This window comes from Campylobacter concisus, assembly GCF_902460705.1.
Classification (GTDB): domain Bacteria; phylum Campylobacterota; class Campylobacteria; order Campylobacterales; family Campylobacteraceae; genus Campylobacter_A; species Campylobacter_A concisus_Z.
Genome location: NZ_CABPUP010000005.1, coordinates 70,423 through 87,491, shown reverse-complemented (window position 1 = coordinate 87,491; position 17,069 = coordinate 70,423). Strand labels below are relative to the sequence as shown.

The following is a 17,069-nucleotide window of genomic DNA, read 5'->3' as shown; positions in this document are numbered from 1 at the left end:
CTAAAATATATTTTTCTAATTATACACTTTAGGAGTTGAAATTTATCACCAGCTTATTTAGCTGGTGATTTAATTAGATTAAAAATTGTAGTTAAAGCTGAGATTAAATGTGCGTGGGTCACCATAAACCATCATGTTTTTGCCGATGCCCTCGTAGTATTTTTTATTAAATAGATTGTCGATATTCAGCTGCACGTCAAAGTTTTTAGCAAATTTATAACCAAGCATTAAATTAGCCAAAGTGTAGCCTTTTTGTGTGATTTTATCTGCGTCTTTGTAAATTTTACTCTTATACATAGCTCCAGCTCCTACTCTAAAGTCCCTAAATTCATACTTTGCAAATAAATTTGCCGTGCTTCTTGATGAGTCGGTGGCATACTTCTCACCTTTGGCATCTTTTGCGTTAAAGTGCGTTGCACCAAAGCTTAGGCTTAAGTTTTTAGTGATCTCGCCGTTTAGATCTAGCTCGACACCCTTACTTGTCACGCCCTTGCCAGCTTCATATATGTCGGCATTTGTCGCTGGATTTTTCTTGCCAGTCTTTACGCCAAGCTTGTCTTGCACGATCTTAAAGACGCCAAGACTTGCTTGAAGCGCCCCGTCAAGATACTCGCCTTTGATGCCCACTTCATAGTCCTTGCCTTGGATAGGATCAAGATATTTGTCATTTGCATCTTTTGCGGTTTGAGGTTTAAATATACTCGTGTAGCTAGCATATAGAGTGTGGTTTGCTCCGATGTCGTAAGTGACACCAAGATATGGTGTGATCTCATTTGTGAAATTTCTATTGCCTTTACCACCCTCGATCTCGTATTTGTAGTAGCTCACCCTGGCACCTAGCAAAAATTTAAGCTCATCGGTGATTGATAGTTTATTTGCCGCGTAAAATGCCTTTTGTATCGTTTTGTCTTTATTGTTTTGATCTTCGTAAGGTAGCTTTGGATCATCAAGGTGTAAATTTTTAAAGTCTATCCTACTTCTAGCTGTATAAGCAAGTCCTGCTGGCGTGGTCTTTTGCAACCAGTAGCTACTTACCTTATCGCTACTTTTTTTATAGTTGTTATACATCGCACCAAAGACAAACTCATGGGATAAATTTGCTAGCTCATAAGGGATATTTGCATACGCATCGACGTTGTGGATGTTCTCCTCTCTTTTGTTTGCATAAACGCTAAGATCACCTATGTTACCAGTACCGTCTAAATTTACCGCTCCCCCGTAGTAGAGTAGATTTGAGTCAGTGTTTGCCCGTCTAAATGAGTAGCTTAAATTTAAGCTCGCTTCATTTTCAAAGTAGTGCTTGAAATCAGCGTAAAAATCAAGCGTCTTTATATCCCACCTAGTCCAAGGCTGAGAGAAAATTTCATTTTTACTAAAATTTGTCCTAGAGCCATCTGTGTAAAATGCTGGCATACCGCCCCATCTAACGCCGCGACGTCTTAGCTCTTGATAAAACGCACCAAGGCTAAGCCATGAGTTATCCCTATGTCGCTATAGACTACGCCATAAATCGCGCTATTTTGCGGTTATAATAATCCATATAAGAGTGCGACTTCTCATGCATAAAAGATAGCCTCGCTCTGACGCTTCCACTCTCATTTACAGGCATTTGCACATCGCCATTTACGCCGTATCTATCGTATGAGCCAGCACTTATGCCAAAATTTCCTTTTAGCTCCTTTGAGTCTGCTCTTTTTCTTATGAAATTTAAGCTTGCAGATGGGCTGCCAGCGCCTGCAAGTAGGCCATTTGCCCCTTTTACCACCTCAACTCTTTCATAAGGCAGCAAGCTCATATCATTTGCGCCAAGGCTAAAGCCGCCAAAACTAGGCATCGAATCAAGTAAGTAATAATCTATCTTAAAGCCACTAGCCGTCGGATATACGCGCTCGTCCCATTTGTTTAGCGTGACGCCCGGGATATTTCTAAGAAGCACTTGATAGTCCTTGATGCCTTGATCTTTTAGCCTGGCCTCTGTTAGCACAGTTAGCGACTGGGGCGTTTGGCGAGAGGTTAAATTTAACCTAGTTGTACTCTTTACAAGCTCTTTTGCAAAGTAGTTTGCATCGTCTCTTCGCTCGCTTTCTACGACATCGATTGCCTCTAAAATTTTATCGCTTTGGCTAGCAAAAATTTGAGGTTGCATCAAATTTAATGCAACCAAACTAATTAAAAATTTTTTCATTTTCTTCTCCTTTTAAAGTTTCTTTTAATCCACAAATAAAGCCCTGAAATACTCAAAATAAGCGGTGAAATACCAACCAAAAACCAGATAAATTTTGTGATTTGGTTGTAGTTACCAAAGTGCGATTTTCTAAATGCTGAGAGAATTTCATCACTTAGATTTGCATTTTTTATGTCCAAAATGCTTACTAATTCGCCGTTATCTTTATCGTAAGTTAATATGCTTGAATATTCGTTATGCAAGAAATTTTGATCTTTTACGTAGCCAAAAAGGCGTATATTTACTCCTTGCATAAAAGGCAGTGAGATGAAGTGTGGCTCGAAACCTTTGATATCTTTTTTCGAGCTGGCCACCAGCTCATCAAGGGATAAACTTTTGTTGTAAATTTTTGCATCTATCACAAAGTCATTTTTAAACTCTGGCGTACGTATCATCTGAAATTCCCACCAAACACCGCTTACGCAAATGAGCAGTAAAATAGGCGTAGAAAAAATTCCTATCATTTTATGAATATCGCTCATAAAAACATTTAGCCTATTTACACGAAGCCTAAGTAGTGTCAGCCAAAATTTTTTATAAATCACTAAACCGCTTATGCAGATAAAAAACGTGAAAATAGCGGTTAAAGTAAGGATAACGTGACCAATTTTCCCAAGAAATAGCGACTCATGAAGCTCGGTTAAAACTCCAAAAAATCCCTCATCATGTGCGAGTGGCTCACTCTTTATCTTACCGCTAAAAGCGTCAAAATAGATAAATTTCCACTCTTTTTGACTGTCATTGTGCTCGATCAACCAAATTTTGTCACATTTTTTAGGGTTTGCATCGATGTTGATGCCGACCATCTCGTAGCCGCCAAGCTCGCTTGCGATGATCTCTCTTTGCTCATCAAAGCTGATCCTTTTGCTTAAATTTTCTTTGTTTAAATTTACATTTACGACATTTGGAGCAAGAAGGCTGTTTAGCTCATCTTTATAAACAAGGATCGCACCGCTAAAACAAACTACTGCAAGTGGAATGAAAAATAAAAGAGATAAATAAGTATGCAATTTATAAAAAAAATTTTTGATTTAGAAATTTCACTTTGTTTTAAAGCCTTTTAATAGTAGGTTTTGATAATAGCTCGCAATCTTATACAAAATTTACTTTGATAATATTTAAAACTATTATCAATTATAATTTCAAAAAGAAAAATTTTTATAGAATGTAAATTGAAAAAAATAAATAGATTTGATTTTTAAAAGAATAAACAACTCCTCTTTGTGTATACGAAAAGCCAGAAAAGGGGGAAGCAAAGACTTATCAGTTACAAAAAGGAGGGTCCATTTAGGACGATGAAATAGTATTATTTAAGCATAAATTTTAATAAAATTTTTAGTTAATAAAAAAGAAATTCCAAGTAATACTAAAGTAAATTTAACTTTAAAGAAGCTACATTTAAGAAATTTCTTTTAATTAGTGCGAGCATAAAATTAGGCTAATTTTTAGGCACAAGCTCTAATACATTGCAAGCTCGTTTACTGCCCATCTTGCAAGCCTTATCAAGAGCATTTGCAGAAAGATCAAAGCTTTGCTCAGTGCCATTTCCTTGAAGATACTTTGTCGCTAGCTCATAGCAAGCTTCACTTCTGCCATCATCACAGAGTGATTTAAATATCTCAAAAGATTTTTGTGTATCTTTTTCTATGCCAAGGCCACGCCCTAGCATATCTGCATAGATAAAGCAAGAAATTTTATCTTTATTTTCACACTCACTTGAAAGCTTTTTTGTAAAACTCTCGCAAGCTTTAATGTTGCTTTTATTAATACACTCTTGCATATTTATATCCCAGTTCGCATTCAAAGATAAAAGAGCAAATGCTAAAAATAAAATGGATTTTTTCATAAATTTCCTTGGAAGAAGTTAGCTCCCTTTGGGGGAAAGGGAGCTATTACAAAAAGGAGGTTTCTTGTTGGACAAGTAGAATAATACAAGTTTCGTCTAAATTTAAAACCAACTTTTCTTTAACAAAAAACAATCTCAAACCAAATCTTTTTTACTAAAGGCAAAATAGCCACAAACTAGCAAAATAATGCCTAATAAGAGCGGATAAATAATCGCATAAGCTACAAATGTCGCCTTTGGAAAGGTGCTTAAAATAAAATAAGATGCAGTACCGATAACTGCTAAATTTGGATCAAAAAGACTAAGTGCTGCTATCCTAAAAAGTTCTATCGGATTTAGTATAGCAATAGCGTAAATAACGTACTCATCGACTGAACTTCGCATAAGAAGTCCAATTAATGCTAGATCGATAAATGCAAGCATTATAAGCCAAAGTAAAAACGCCACGCCTTGGCCTGTCTCTTGATTTTTAATCACGCTTGAGATAAAAAATCCAAGCGATAGAAAAATGATACTTAAGCTAAAAAGTAGCCCAAAATAAAGCGTTAATACACTCCAAGGTATCGCAACACCTTTTATAAAACCGACGATCACGCAAAGCAAAAGAGCAAACAAAAGTGGCACAAAAACAACAAATGTACGGCCCAGTGCCTTGCCAAAGTAATACTCTCTAAGGCTTAGTGGGAAGCTAAGGATGTATTCAAGCAAATTTGTATCTCTATCTTGATTTATGCTTCTTACGGTTGAGATGAGAATAAAAATAGGCACAATGATGACGCAAATTTGAATAAACAAAAGCAGTGCTCTAGTAAGCCCAGAAAAGCCAAGCACACGTGAGTCAGTTACACCACTAAATAAAAATCCTATCATCAAAGCAGAAAAAAGCGCAGCATATATCACAAACCATCTTGAGCGAAAAGACTCTTTTACATCAAGCTTTGCTATTAAAAAAAGATTATTCACTCTTGCTCCTTAAATTTTCTTCTTTGATGATCTTGCCAAGATCCATATAGACGCATCTATCTAATAAATTTGCTATCTCATCGATACGGTGTGAAATAAAAACAAGTGTTTTGTTTTGCGTGAAGTTATCAAGTAAATTTTTAAAAGAAAGCCTTGCTTTTACATCAAGATTTGCCGTTGGCTCATCAAACATCAAAATTTCACTATCCTTAGCAAATGCGATGGCTATTAGCATCTTTTGTTTCATGCCGCCAGAGAGCTTATAAAATGGCTTATTTAAATTTGCATGCAGATCAAGCTCTAAAAGCTTGCTAAATTTCTCAATCTCTTCAAATTTTACATTTGAGCTTTTGCAAACAAACTCACAAAGCTCGCGTAGGTTAAATTTAAGCGGTGGTGGAGTTTGTGGCACAAATGAGATAAATTTCAAAGCCCCTTTTCTATCTTTTAGAGTATTTACGCCATTTATCGCGATGCTTCCACTATTGGGGATAAACTCGCCTAAAATGATACGCATGAGCGAGCTTTTGCCAGCTCCATTTTGTCCAAGTATTGCTATTTTTTCGCCAGATTTTACATTTAGGCTAACATTGTCAAGTATCCTTTGCGAGCCAAAAATTTTAGTTACTTCTTTTATATCTATCAAAAATTTTCCTTATATGAGTTTTTTAAAGCCGTTGTCAAATTTCAGTGCATCTTGATGACACACATCAATACACCTACCACAAAGCGTACAATCAGCGCCAGCTATTCTAAATATATTTTTGCTCTCGTCAAGCTTTGCCCCCTTTTTTGTCATAAAAAGTACGTGAGGCACTAGACAAACATCGGTGCAAACTAAGCAGTGATCGCACCTTTCTTTATCCCAGCTAACTTTTATGGCATTTGGTTTAGCTAGCACCGAGTAAGTAGCTCCGATAGGACAGACATACCTACACCAAGCTCTACGTGAGAAGAAAATTTCAACCATAAGCATAGCCACAACGAACCAAATAGCATGAAAATAGCCATAGATAATAAATCTTGAAAAAATCCCAACAACATTAAAAATTTCAAATGTAAGGCTTGCACTAGCAAAGCTAAGAGTTAAAAATAAAATGGTAAAAACATATCGCCACTTTGTGTCAAAAACTCGTGGTTTTACTATCTTTTTAGCGCGTAAATTTTCATGGATCTTCTCAGCTATTTCACTTATTAACGAATAAGGACAGATCCAAGAGCAAAAGCCTCTACCGCCAAAAATGATATAAAAGGCCAAGATACTAAGTGAGCCGATTATTAAATTTACATGGATTTCATGTGTCGCCAAAAAGACTTGCAGGCTCATAAAAGCATCTGCCAAGTGAAAACCAAATATCCTTGACGCACTGATGTCGCCTTCTAAAATTTGTATATCAACTCTATATGAAAGCACAAATAAAAGATGAACTAGAATAATGCTAAATATGCGCCAAAAACGTATACTAGGACGCTTCTTGCCATCTTTTGTAGTTGTGATTAATGTGCTTAGAAAGCTTACATTTCTAATCGTCGCACGAGTGTTATATTTGTCCATTTTTACTTTTTAAATTTAGAAATTTCATCTGCAAGGCTTTCAAGCTCGCTATCACTAACATTTGTAAGTAGCCCCTTCATAAGCGAGTTTTGCACCTTACCAGCTTTATAATCAGCTAGCTTTTTAAGTAATTCATCCTTACTTAGGTGCGTTATATCAGGAGCTACGACGCCTTTTGCATTTGCACCATGACATGGAGCACAAGTTGTTAGATACTGCTTACTAACGCCTTCATTGTGCACTTTAGCCACACTTAGACTTAGCTCTTTTACCTTTTTTAGCTCATCTTCACTAGCAAATTCTTCACTAGACTTTGACTGCTCTTTTGTAAAATTTTGCTCTACTTTTGGCTGAGCATTAGTTGCTACTTTTTCCCTTTTAGGCGGAGTCTGGCTTAACATAAATACCATAATACCGCAAATTACTACCGCTAAAATAATGGTTATAATCTTTCCTACTTTCATTATTTGCTCCTAAATTGTGTATTAAAATCACTGATTTCTTTAGCTAAATTTCTGATTTCACTATCATCCATTTTTTTAACAAGATCTCGCATCAAGACATTGACTTTTTCTTTATTTTTATAAGCATTTATCATTGTATAAATTTCATTTTCACTTTTTGTTAAAAGTGATGGCCCGATGATGCCATTTGCGTAATCGTCGTGACAAGCTGAACATTTTGTAATGAAATTTTTGCTAAGCCTGCCCTTTATAAGTCTTAAATTTATAGTTTGAAGAGGGGTTCTTACCATTGCTAAAGCACCGATTTGACGGCTTACGTTATTATCTTCAAGTCCAAATTTTACGCTCTTTTCACCGTGCATATCGTATTTTATGAAATCATTTTGTTTATTTGTACTTTGATTATTTTCTTTTTTTTCAACCTTTATGCTAGCACTCGTGGCTACATTTATTGGTTGCTTGCTAGCTGCTTTTTGCGCTTTATCATCGCTCTTTTCACAGCCGACAAATAGCAAAGCAGCAGCCACTAAAGACATTATTAATCTCATTCTTTCTCCTTATAAATTTCATCATAACTCATTTTAGGGGCAATATTTATAATTTTTACAGGGCAAACCTCAGCACACACCCCACACCCAACACAGCCATGCTTTATGAGTGGCAAATTTGCTTCGCTCATTACTATTGCACTATCGCCAACTGGGCAAATGCTGGCGCAAAGGTCACAAATTTGACCGATTTTGCCTTTTATCTTATCTTTTTCTGCCTCTTCCCTATCATTATAAACTTTGCGAACAAGCAAATCTTCAACGCTATCTTCGCTTAGCTTTTCTCTTTTTAGGCACATACAGGCATTTGCATTACTCAAGACAGCAACGCCCATTTTCACATCATCAACAACTTTTGTAGCATGATCTAACGCACCACTTGGACAGGCGAGCACACATGGGAAAAGATCACATAAATAGCAACCTCTCTTTTTAGGATCGATGTATGCTGTACCATTTGAATATCCATCTTTTATATCAAGCAAACTTATACTGTGATAAGGGCATACCTGCACACACTGACCACATTTAACACAAAGATCATCAAAGTCATCAACCGCACCTGGTGGTCTAAGATAGAGTTTATCGCCGCTACTTTTTGGTAAAATTTTACCTATGCCATATCCTGCGGCAGCTGCGACTGAGCTTAAAATTATAAATTTTCTTCTATCCACGTTTTGCCCTTAATGCGTTAAAATTTGAAGCATCAAGTGGTTTTATTCTTGGCGTGCTATCTTCAAGTAGCTTTACTGGCTCAGAAAATGGTGCGAGTTTGGCTAAAAAATTTAAGATACTAAAGACACTTGAGCCATAGAAAAACTGCAAATTCGGATAATACTGCCAAAGCTGATCGGCATACGATAGATGCATAAACGGCGTATCGCCATAGCCATCTTTATCTCTATCAAAGCTCTCATACTCATCATAATAATTTTTACTCCACCGATTTAATGCCATTTTATCACCTGGAGTGTCGTTCGCAACGATATCCATATTGCCTATAAAATCATTATTTTCAAAGATGCTTGTCCCCTGGGTAGCGTGAAAATATACGCCAACTACGTTGTGTAAAATTTTATTGCCTAAGAAATTTATCGTTGAGCCTGGCTGAAACGGCGAGTTATCAAGCAAAATTCCTCTCGCATTATAGATAAGGGTATTATTTTCGATAGTAAAATTTGAAACATCTTTTAGACCGATGCCGATACCAAAAGCGCCGTCACTATCCATAACAAGATTATTTTTTATATTTGAGCCAGCTGAATACATAAAAAACATACCAACCGCATTGCCGATAAAATCATTGTTTTCGACTAAATTTTGATTTGCATACATAAAATGAAGCGAGTATCTACCGCGGATCGCTTTATTTTTTAAAAATTTATTGTGACTTGCATACCATGCAACCATATCGCGGCTATCATAAATATAATTGCCTTCTATTAAATTTTCATGGCTATACCAAAGTCTAACCGCATCACCTCTAAAGCCAAGACTGGCCCCTTTTTTAGAAGTGATGTTATTTCCAGTGATCTTTGAGCTACTGCACTCTTTAAAATCAATCCCAAAAAGCACATCACTCAAGTCATTTTGCGTAATCAAGATATTATTTGCTTTATCACAGCCAATGCCAGCATCTAGCTCACCAAGGTCATTTCCGCTACCGCTTATCTTTAAATTTCTAAGCGTAACATTTGAGGCAATAATCTTTACAACTGTGCCTTTACCATTTCCTTTTATGTGAGCATTTTTGCCCTCACCAACGATACTAAGCGGCTTATTTATAGTTATGCTTCCTTCATAGATGCCGTCTCCTAGCTTTATAACATCGCCAGGGCTAGCGTTATTTATTGCATCTTGAAGGATATTTGCAGAGCTAAAAATAGGCAATAAAGCAAGGGCAAAATTGAAAATTTTACGCATTTAGCTCTTTTTTCTTTGAAAATACTGCGAGTATGCAAAATACACTCATAGCGATCATAACCCAAAACCCAATACTTGGATAAGAGTGCGTTGTAAATTGCGCGACGCTACCATCGCCTAAAACTGTTGGCATAAATGGTTTAATCTTAAATGCACCCCACTCTTGCATATTGTGTCCATACCAGTAAAGCCATCCTGCAAATGCGCTCATAAATAGCACAGGCGCGATAATCGTTGGAACCATAAGAAGTGAGTTAAATTTACCGTTGTAATACAAAAATGCAAGCATACAAAGTGTTGAAATAAGCAAATAATAAGGTGCTATCGCTCGCTCTAAATTTCCACCATGCTCCATAGGATACATACCAATGTAGTGATTTATCGTATTCATCTCATGCACATCGCCACTATATCCATCTACGTGAAAATATACAGGAATTCCATCAGGAAAGGCTGATTTTGGATAATTTGGAGCTTCAAGAGAGACGTACCAGATAGGAAAAGATGGCGTACCAATCTCTGCTTTTTGTTCGATCATCTTATGAAGATCGCTTGCTACATCTTTTGATAAAAGGTGATTTTTATACTGAAATGAGCTATAAAGATTATAGATACCGTAAGTATAAGATGGTAGTTCATCACCATCAGCTATACGCTCTTTTGCTCCGTGCCAACCAAGAACAGGCAAAGTAAAACAAACAGTCATTAAGACAAGTGCAACAATGGTATAAATTTTATATTTACTCATGATCTCTCCTTTAAATTTTAAAATTTCATCTGCTAAAAATAAAATTTTAAAATTTAAAAAAGGGGCAAAACGCCCCTTTAAAAACTACATACCAGCGTTTTCATCTACCCATTTTAGGTATTCGATGATATTTTTGATCTCTTCATCACTCATATGCTGATTTGGCATTCTAAGGTTAAAGTAATCAATCATTGATTTAATGTAGTCATCATTATAGAACTTAGCAGGATCTTTGATAAATTCTGCTACCCATTTTTCACCATTTTCATGTCTTAGTAAAACGCCTGTTAGGTCTGGACCTGAGCTTACTTGACCGATAACGTGGCAACCATTACAACCGCCTTTTAGATAAGCCTCTTCACCTTTTGCAGCAGCTGGACTCATCGGAGTTGCGATCTCTTTAGCTAGGTTATTTTTAGCTCTTAAGCCAACGTCAGCTGTTTTAACCATGTATTGCCATACTTGGTACTCCCAAAGGATAGCGCCGTTTACGTCGCCTTTTTTGTAAGCTTCGTCAGCTTTAGCTTTTACCTCTTTGATGTGGCCGTATTGATCAAGTGCATCATCAACCAAAGCTTTTACTTTTGGATACTTCTCATAATGTTTCTCTTTTAGGTATTTAACAACCTCTTGGATAACATCATCAGTTGCCTTATTAGTTGCGATTACTTTGTCGTATTCAGCTTTTAAAGCCTCTGGACTTAGAGTTTTTAGCTTGTTATTTTTTGCAGATTCATATTTTTTACTTGGATCTTTAACAAGTAAATAACCCATCATCTCTAGGTGAAGCGCCGAACAAAACTCGGTGCAATAGTATGGGAAGACACCTTCCATATCAGCTACGAAATTTACTGAAGCAGTTTTGCCAGGTTCAAGTGAAGCGTGGATGTTGTAAAGGTCGATGCCAAATCCATGAGTCTCATCTTGAGCGCGCTCTAGGTTTGTTAGGTGAATTGTTACATTATCACCTTTATTTACCTCGATGTGCTCTGGGTTGATATGGCTTCTGATCATTGTTGCATAGACAGTTACATTTTTGCCGTTTCTCTCAACTCTTTCTTGACCAGCCAGAGTTGCATATGGGCTAGCCTCACCTGTTCTTGAGTTTGTACCCATGTTATATGTAAGTGCTGGGCTTAGTTTGCTAGCAGCTATTGACACAACATCGTGTGGCTCACCAAGTGGTATTGGCATATCATAGATTAGATCCATTTTTGCACCAGTGATGTCTATTAGCTGGTGATTTTGTGGATGAAGTGGGCCAACTGGGCTAAAGCGATCGATTGAAAGTTTATCAAGAGCGATTGCATATTTGCCAACTGGTTTTGCTGATTTGCCTTCCATTGTATCAAGGTGGCCGATATTGTAGTGAACATTTATCTTATCAAGCACTTTTAAATTTTTATAGTCCCATTTTACGATTTGACTATCAACGTAAAGTGAAGTATAGAGTACGCCATCTTGTGAGTCAAATGATGTATGCAGTGGTCCAAGGCCAAGTTCAACTTGTCCGTGCATTGACTTTTCTCTATCTAAGATAGGAATTCCGTATGGGTCAGTGCCAGCATACTCTTTTTTGTCGATTAGCTCTTTGATCTTTCTAAAGTCATAAACTGATGCGTGAGTATCAAGCTTACCGCCAATAATGATATATCTACCATCTGGAGTTACGTCACAACCATGTGGGCTCTTTGACTCTGGGATCAAAAATAACGCACCTGCTTTTACAGCAGCATCTATTGTAACTACCTTGTGTCCATTTATAACTTTATAGTTTTTCTTGTCTTGTGCAAGTTTTTCTAAAATTTTCCAGTTATAAACGTGTAAGAAGTCAGTGTCATTTCTACTTGCACCTGCTTCAAATGGAGGAAGACCTTTTTCGATACCGCCAGTATACATCTCAGTATTTATTGAGTTTGTAAAGCCCCAGCCGTAGCTCTCGCCTTTACCAGCATCACTTAGATCTTGCCAGTATGGTGGAAGCTCAAGAGAAAATGACTCTTTCTCATCGATCTTACCTTTTGGATAGTCAAATTTCCAAAATGTTACAGCGCCTCTATAGACTGCTTCATAGTCGTCTATTGAGTGATAGTTGTTATCAAGCGGAGCTGCATATTGGCTAGCTTCGATGACATACTCGCTATTTGGAGTAATGAAGCTACCGCCGTGCTCACTCTTCATGATAGGGTTTACAACGATTTGAGTTGTCTCAAAATCATGTAAATTTATAACTGCGATTCTTGGGTTAGCTTTATCGTTTATAAATAGATAATCACCAACATACTCGCCATTTTTCTCAGTGAAATTTGGATGGTGTGTATCGCCCCAAGTTATCTCCTTGCCTCTTATAGCACCCTGTTTTAAAACAGCTTTTGACTCATCGTCATAGCCATATCCTTGCCAAGGCTCTGGTGTGAAAACGCCGATGTATTTATAAATTCTCATCGACGGAACGCCATAAACTAGCACTTGACCGCTTTGCCCGCCAGATGAAAAGACGATGAAATCATCTTTTTTACCGCTAGGCTGATAAGTTTTAGCAGCTGCAAGGACATCTTTTTCGCTTAGCCCACGCTCTTTCATGACTTTTTCAAGGTCACTACTAGCAGCACAAGCAGTAGTTAAAGATAGCCCAAGCAACGCAGCACTTGCGACACAAAATAACTTTTGCATTTACTCTCCTTTTTAAAATGAATTTATCTCTAAACTCTTTATCTCATTGTCTAAATTTACGCCATTTAGGACGCCTTTATCTATAAAAATTCTTTTTATCTCATTATTAAAAAGAGCCTTTTGTCCTTTTAGTTTAAGATCTTTGTCAAATTTATAGACTACTCCATCCCCATCACCTATGAAAATTTCATCCTCCATACACGCAAGAGCTGAAATTTTAGATTTTAAAACTTGCTTTTTAATTCCACTTTTAAAATCTAAAATTTCTCCATCTCTAAAGCCAAGCAAAATATCATTCCCTTTAAATTTACAGGCACTAAGTGGAGCAAAGCCAACACGCTTTTTCTCTTTTAAATTAAGCTCTTTATCAAGCAAAAATGCTTTGCCATTAAAGCTTGTAAAAAATAGCTCGTCATCAATTGGCAAAAGGCTTGAAATTTTATAAACATCTTTATAATTTTTAGTTAAAAGTTTATTTAGATTTTTATCAAAAACGCCTATGCTGACTTCATTTGCCATATCGCAAGCTACGTAAATTTTATTTTTAATTGCCACAATTTGTGAAATTTTACAGCCAACATTTGGCATAGCAAATAAGAAATTTCTCTCATTTGCCACTTCAATAATCTCATTGTTTAAATTTGCGATATAAAAGGATTCTCCATCATTTCCGCATTCTTGATTTTTATAAATCGTATCTTTTAGATCCAAATTTTTAATCTGTCCATCTTTTATAAAAACGATGCTTTGATTGCTTTCATTAATAAAGCAGCCTAATTGCTGGGCAAAAGCTGTTATCAAAAACAAACTTATACAAAGCAGAAATCTCATAATCCAAGGCACTTTCATCATAAATTTAATAAGTAAAAAAACTATACATACTTAACTCTTAAAAGCAAATTAGCGATTAATTTATTTTTTTAAGCTTTTAAAGAAAAATATCAATAAATTTTTTTAAATTTTATTATTTACATTATATAGACATTATGATTTAATCAATACTAATATGACTTTAATAAAATTTATTATCTATTGAATCGCTTATTTTTAGTACTAATTTGCATAAAAATTTAAATTTGAATTATTTCTTAAGAAAATTATTTAAATTAAATAATTATATTAAGTAATGAGAAATCTTTAGCATTTAAGTAAAAGCCAAAAATTTATGCATTTAGTATATTTTTAGCTTAAAGCCATTGGTAATTTAAATTTGTTTAAATAGGCTATAATCCGCCAAAAAAAGGAGAGATAATGCTAACGCATTTAGATGAAAAAGATCGTCCAAAAATGGTCGATGTGAGCCCAAAAGATCCTACAAAAAGAGTAGCAACTGCTAGCGGGATCATCAAAATGAGCAAAGAGGCCTTTAAAGCGATAAAAGAAAATACTGGTAAAAAAGGCCCAGTCATCCAAACGGCCGTCGTTGCTGCGATAATGGGAGCAAAAAAGACAAGTGAGCTAATCCCGATGTGCCATCCACTAGCTATTTTAGGTGTGGATTGTGATATCGAGGAGCTGCCTGAAATTTGCGCTTTTAAGCTTTATGTGAGTGTAAAAATAGAGGGCAAAACAGGCGTTGAGATGGAGGCATTAACTGGCGTTAGCGTGGGGCTTTTAACGATTTATGATATGGTAAAAGCTATAGATAAAAGCATGGAAATAAGCAATATTGTATTAGAGAGTAAAACAGGAGGAAAAAGTGGCGAGTATGTGCGATCTAAATAACAAAAAAGCAAAAATTGATTACCCAACGCATTGGGAATACAAAATAATATTTGATGCAGATGTCAATGTAGAAGAAAAGGTAAAAGAGATAGTAAAAGATAGAGAATTTAAGCTAGTTTTTTCAAAATTTAGCAAAGATAAAAAGTACGCAAGCTATGACTTAGCCGTACTAGTTTTGAGCGAAGAAGAGAGGCTAGAGATATTTTCAGCACTAAAACACGAAGCAAAATACGTTTTATAAGGTAAAAGATATGAATAATTTAGAACAAAATTTACATGATTATAAAAGTAGCGATGGCTTATTAATAAGTATAAAAGCTCTTTGCAATAACTTCTTTCAAGATACTGCAAACAAAGATATAAATGCTTTGCCAGAAATTTTAAAGGCTAAAATGAACGAGCTTTATGACAAAATGAACAAAGAAGATCTCATAAATGCAAAAAATCTAAAAAGTGCCATGGAGGGAATAAATCAGGCCATTGTCGGTGCTGAGGAAAAGGCACTTTACGAGCTACTTGATAAAAAAGATGAGCTAAATCGTGCAATAGAAGCAAAACGTGAAGAGATAAAAAATAGGCTCAAAATTTCATTTGAAGCAGCTGAAGAGGTCATAAAAGATAGAAATTTTAGTGAAAAAGAGGAAATTTTGGAGCTTTTAAATAATGCGATCATTAGAGAAACAAGGCTTCTTGGTATCTTAAAAGAAAGTGCTCAAATCGCATTTTTGACAACTCTTGAAGGCGCAAAAGATGTAGAGGAAACAGCTGGTGCGATAGCTAAAAATATGACTTATGTTGCGATAATTGGAGGAGAGTTTAGCAAAGAGCGAATACTTGAAATTTCAAAAAATATCATCATAGCAGCGGCAAATTTAGCAGACGAGGGTCATATCTTTGCAAAAGAGCTAATAAGTGGAGCGATAAGTGGCACAAGAGATGGCATTTTAAGAGCCATAGAAAAGCTTAAAGATGAGGCGAAATTTGCTCCAGATGAGCTTAGGCTAAACTCGCAACTACTAAACTTAAAAAATATTGACGAAGAATTTATAGCCTTGCTTAAGGAACTTGAAAAGGAATTTGAAGGTGTAGCAAGAAATGAGATCGAAAATGTGATAAATAGCGAGCTAGATACAAACCTAGCAAAATTTAAACGCATTAGCGATCAAGCAAGAGAGCAGATCATTTCAAGGATAGAAGAGTTAAAGTCAAACGGCATGGCAAAGCTTATGAGCGAGGCAAATAATAAATTTGAAGCCCTAAAACAAGAGCTAAATGACAAGAGTAAAAAGCTAAAACTAAATTTTGATACAAACGATAAAATCGAAGAGATCAAACAAGAGATCGCTAATCTTGAGAAAAAAGCCAATGAAAAATTTGAAGACATCAAACAAATTGACATCAAATCAGAAGCCAAGAAATTTGGAGATAGGGCTTACCAAGCTGCAAAAGATCTGCTAAATGTTATTAAAAAAGATAAAAAAGAGGATTAAATTACCAAGCTTATCTTGAAATTTTTCCTGAAAGATACTCGAGTTATATATTCTTGCCAAGTGTGAAAAATTTCTCCACACTTGGATTTTACTTTTTAAAGCTTTAAATCATAAAAATAGATAAAGTAAAAATGTTCCTAAAATCAAGCGGTAGATGACAAAAGGAAGCATTCTAATCCTTGAGATGATCCCCATAAATAGCTTAACGCAAACATAGGCACTAACAGCACTTATGATGACACCAAGGGCGATGTCGCTCCATGGCAGAGCATTTGGGTCTTTTATGAGCTTGATGCTCTCAAGTCCGCCGGCTAGGATGATGACTGGGATCGACATCAAAAATGAGAAATTCGCACTTCCCTTGTGGCTAAAACCTAAAAATAAGGCTGCCGTCATCGTTATGCCTGATCTTGAGACGCCAGGGATAAGTGCGACAGCTTGAGCAAGGCCGATAATAAGCGCAAATTTTATGGTCATTTCATATTCGCTTTTATTTGTCGAGCGAAGATCAGCAAAGTAAAGTGCTATGCCAAAGACGATCGTAGTAATAGCGATCACAACGCCACTTCTTGCGTATTCTTCGATAATATTGTTAAACAAAAGTCCAAAAATCCCAACTGGAATGGTAGCAAAGCCGACACACCAAACAAGCAAGCTATCCCCCACCATCTTTCTTTGTACGATCGAGGCAAAAAAGTCACGAAGTAGCTTAAAAATCGTATCTTTAAAATAAAAAAGTATCGCGCTTAACGTACCAACGTGCACTGCCACGTCAAAAGCAAGACCTTGATCTGGCCAGCCAAGTAACTTTGGTACCAAGATAAGATGAGCCGAGCTAGATATCGGCAAAAACTCGCTTATACCTTGCACCAAGGCCAAAACAATAACGTGAGAAATTTCCATAAAATGC

Annotated in this window: 16 protein-coding genes and 1 pseudogene; 3 read left to right on the top strand and 14 right to left on the bottom strand. The window is 36.1% G+C overall.

Annotated elements, in window-relative coordinates:
- Positions 1 to 78 precede the first annotated feature (78 nt).
- The 13 genes and pseudogenes from F3G75_RS08035 to F3G75_RS07975 all read right to left on the bottom strand — a co-directional run bounded on the left by F3G75_RS08035 (position 79) and on the right by F3G75_RS07975 (position 13,775).
- Positions 79 to 2,185, bottom strand: a pseudogene (locus F3G75_RS08035) (TonB-dependent siderophore receptor).
- Positions 2,182 to 3,234, bottom strand: a complete 1,053-nt coding sequence (locus F3G75_RS08030; protein WP_149717175.1) for a PepSY-associated TM helix domain-containing protein — start codon at positions 3,232 to 3,234, stop codon at positions 2,182 to 2,184. Before F3G75_RS08030 ends, F3G75_RS08035 begins: the two are co-directional and overlap by 4 nt.
- Before the next feature lie 428 nt (positions 3,235 to 3,662).
- Complete coding sequence (locus F3G75_RS08025) at positions 3,663 to 4,070, bottom strand: tetratricopeptide repeat protein (RefSeq protein WP_149717174.1); 408 nt, start codon at positions 4,068 to 4,070, stop codon at positions 3,663 to 3,665.
- Between the two features lie 135 nt (positions 4,071 to 4,205).
- Positions 4,206 to 5,033 carry an ABC transporter permease gene (locus F3G75_RS08020; RefSeq protein WP_103589143.1) on the bottom strand — a complete coding sequence of 276 codons (828 nt, stop codon included), beginning with the start codon at positions 5,031 to 5,033 and terminating at the stop codon, positions 4,206 to 4,208.
- Positions 5,026 to 5,679, bottom strand: a complete 654-nt coding sequence (locus F3G75_RS08015; RefSeq protein ID WP_054197251.1) for an ABC transporter ATP-binding protein — start codon at positions 5,677 to 5,679, stop codon at positions 5,026 to 5,028. Before F3G75_RS08015 ends, F3G75_RS08020 begins: the two co-directional genes overlap by 8 nt.
- A 9-nt stretch (positions 5,680 to 5,688) precedes the next feature.
- Positions 5,689 to 6,588: a NapH/MauN family ferredoxin-type protein gene (locus tag F3G75_RS08010; protein ID WP_087577996.1), complete on the bottom strand. Its 900-nt coding sequence runs from the start codon at positions 6,586 to 6,588 to the stop codon at positions 5,689 to 5,691.
- A 2-nt stretch (positions 6,589 to 6,590) separates the two neighbouring features.
- Positions 6,591 to 7,052: a c-type cytochrome gene (locus F3G75_RS08005; RefSeq protein ID WP_149717173.1), complete on the bottom strand. Its 462-nt coding sequence runs from the start codon at positions 7,050 to 7,052 to the stop codon at positions 6,591 to 6,593.
- Entirely contained in the window at positions 7,052 to 7,600 is a 549-nt protein-coding gene (locus tag F3G75_RS08000; protein WP_149717172.1) for a c-type cytochrome, read from the bottom strand. Before F3G75_RS08000 ends, F3G75_RS08005 begins: the two co-directional genes overlap by 1 nt.
- A complete protein-coding gene (locus F3G75_RS07995; protein ID WP_149717171.1) occupies positions 7,597 to 8,274 on the bottom strand; it encodes a 4Fe-4S dicluster domain-containing protein in 678 nt (225 codons plus the stop codon). The genes F3G75_RS08000 and F3G75_RS07995 overlap by 4 nt, the downstream gene beginning before the upstream one ends.
- Positions 8,267 to 9,523 (bottom strand): nitrous oxide reductase family maturation protein NosD, encoded by a 1,257-nt coding sequence (locus F3G75_RS07990; protein WP_149717170.1) that lies wholly within the window; start codon positions 9,521 to 9,523, stop codon positions 8,267 to 8,269. The genes F3G75_RS07995 and F3G75_RS07990 overlap by 8 nt, the downstream gene beginning before the upstream one ends.
- A complete protein-coding gene (locus F3G75_RS07985; protein WP_072595072.1) occupies positions 9,516 to 10,271 on the bottom strand; it encodes a cytochrome C in 756 nt (251 codons plus the stop codon). The genes F3G75_RS07990 and F3G75_RS07985 overlap by 8 nt, the downstream gene beginning before the upstream one ends.
- 84 nt (positions 10,272 to 10,355) lie before the next feature.
- Positions 10,356 to 12,944 (bottom strand): Sec-dependent nitrous-oxide reductase, encoded by a 2,589-nt coding sequence (gene nosZ / locus F3G75_RS07980; protein ID WP_149717169.1) that lies wholly within the window; start codon positions 12,942 to 12,944, stop codon positions 10,356 to 10,358.
- Between the two features lie 12 nt (positions 12,945 to 12,956).
- Entirely contained in the window at positions 12,957 to 13,775 is an 819-nt protein-coding gene (locus F3G75_RS07975; RefSeq protein WP_149717168.1) for an ATP-dependent protease, read from the bottom strand.
- 417 nt (positions 13,776 to 14,192) lie between these two features.
- On the opposite strand from F3G75_RS07975, the gene moaC reads away from it, so the two are divergent.
- The 3 genes from moaC to F3G75_RS07960 are packed head-to-tail and all read left to right on the top strand — an operon-like array spanning position 14,193 to position 16,159.
- Positions 14,193 to 14,669, top strand: coding sequence for a cyclic pyranopterin monophosphate synthase MoaC (moaC, locus tag F3G75_RS07970; protein WP_188115410.1), 477 nt, complete (start codon positions 14,193 to 14,195; stop codon positions 14,667 to 14,669).
- Entirely contained in the window at positions 14,653 to 14,910 is a 258-nt protein-coding gene (locus F3G75_RS07965; RefSeq protein ID WP_223154384.1) for an HP0495 family protein, read from the top strand. The genes moaC and F3G75_RS07965 overlap by 17 nt, the downstream gene beginning before the upstream one ends.
- A gap of 10 nt (positions 14,911 to 14,920) precedes the next feature.
- Complete coding sequence (locus F3G75_RS07960) at positions 14,921 to 16,159, top strand: hypothetical protein (RefSeq protein ID WP_149717165.1); 1,239 nt, start codon at positions 14,921 to 14,923, stop codon at positions 16,157 to 16,159.
- A 108-nt stretch (positions 16,160 to 16,267) separates the two neighbouring features.
- Here F3G75_RS07960 and F3G75_RS07955 read toward each other — a convergent pair whose 3' ends face one another.
- A complete protein-coding gene (locus F3G75_RS07955; protein WP_149717164.1) occupies positions 16,268 to 17,062 on the bottom strand; it encodes an undecaprenyl-diphosphate phosphatase in 795 nt (264 codons plus the stop codon).
- Between the last annotated feature and the right edge of the window lie 7 nt (positions 17,063 to 17,069).

Coding starts and splice junctions, on each gene's coding strand:
- F3G75_RS08025 (WP_149717174.1), bottom strand. CDS start 4,070: ATGAAAAAATCCATTTTATTTTTAGCATTTGCTCTTTTATCTTTGAAT.
- F3G75_RS08010 (WP_087577996.1), bottom strand. CDS start 6,588: ATGGACAAATATAACACTCGTGCGACGATTAGAAATGTAAGCTTTCTA.
- F3G75_RS08005 (WP_149717173.1), bottom strand. CDS start 7,052: ATGAAAGTAGGAAAGATTATAACCATTATTTTAGCGGTAGTAATTTGC.
- F3G75_RS08000 (WP_149717172.1), bottom strand. CDS start 7,600: ATGAGATTAATAATGTCTTTAGTGGCTGCTGCTTTGCTATTTGTCGGC.
- F3G75_RS07990 (WP_149717170.1), bottom strand. CDS start 9,523: ATGCGTAAAATTTTCAATTTTGCCCTTGCTTTATTGCCTATTTTTAGC.
- F3G75_RS07985 (WP_072595072.1), bottom strand. CDS start 10,271: ATGAGTAAATATAAAATTTATACCATTGTTGCACTTGTCTTAATGACT.
- nosZ (WP_149717169.1), bottom strand. CDS start 12,944: ATGCAAAAGTTATTTTGTGTCGCAAGTGCTGCGTTGCTTGGGCTATCT.
- F3G75_RS07975 (WP_149717168.1), bottom strand. CDS start 13,775: ATGAGATTTCTGCTTTGTATAAGTTTGTTTTTGATAACAGCTTTTGCC.
- F3G75_RS07965 (WP_223154384.1), top strand. CDS start 14,653: ATGTGCGATCTAAATAACAAAAAAGCAAAAATTGATTACCCAACGCAT.
- F3G75_RS07960 (WP_149717165.1), top strand. CDS start 14,921: ATGAATAATTTAGAACAAAATTTACATGATTATAAAAGTAGCGATGGC.
- F3G75_RS07955 (WP_149717164.1), bottom strand. CDS start 17,062: ATGGAAATTTCTCACGTTATTGTTTTGGCCTTGGTGCAAGGTATAAGC.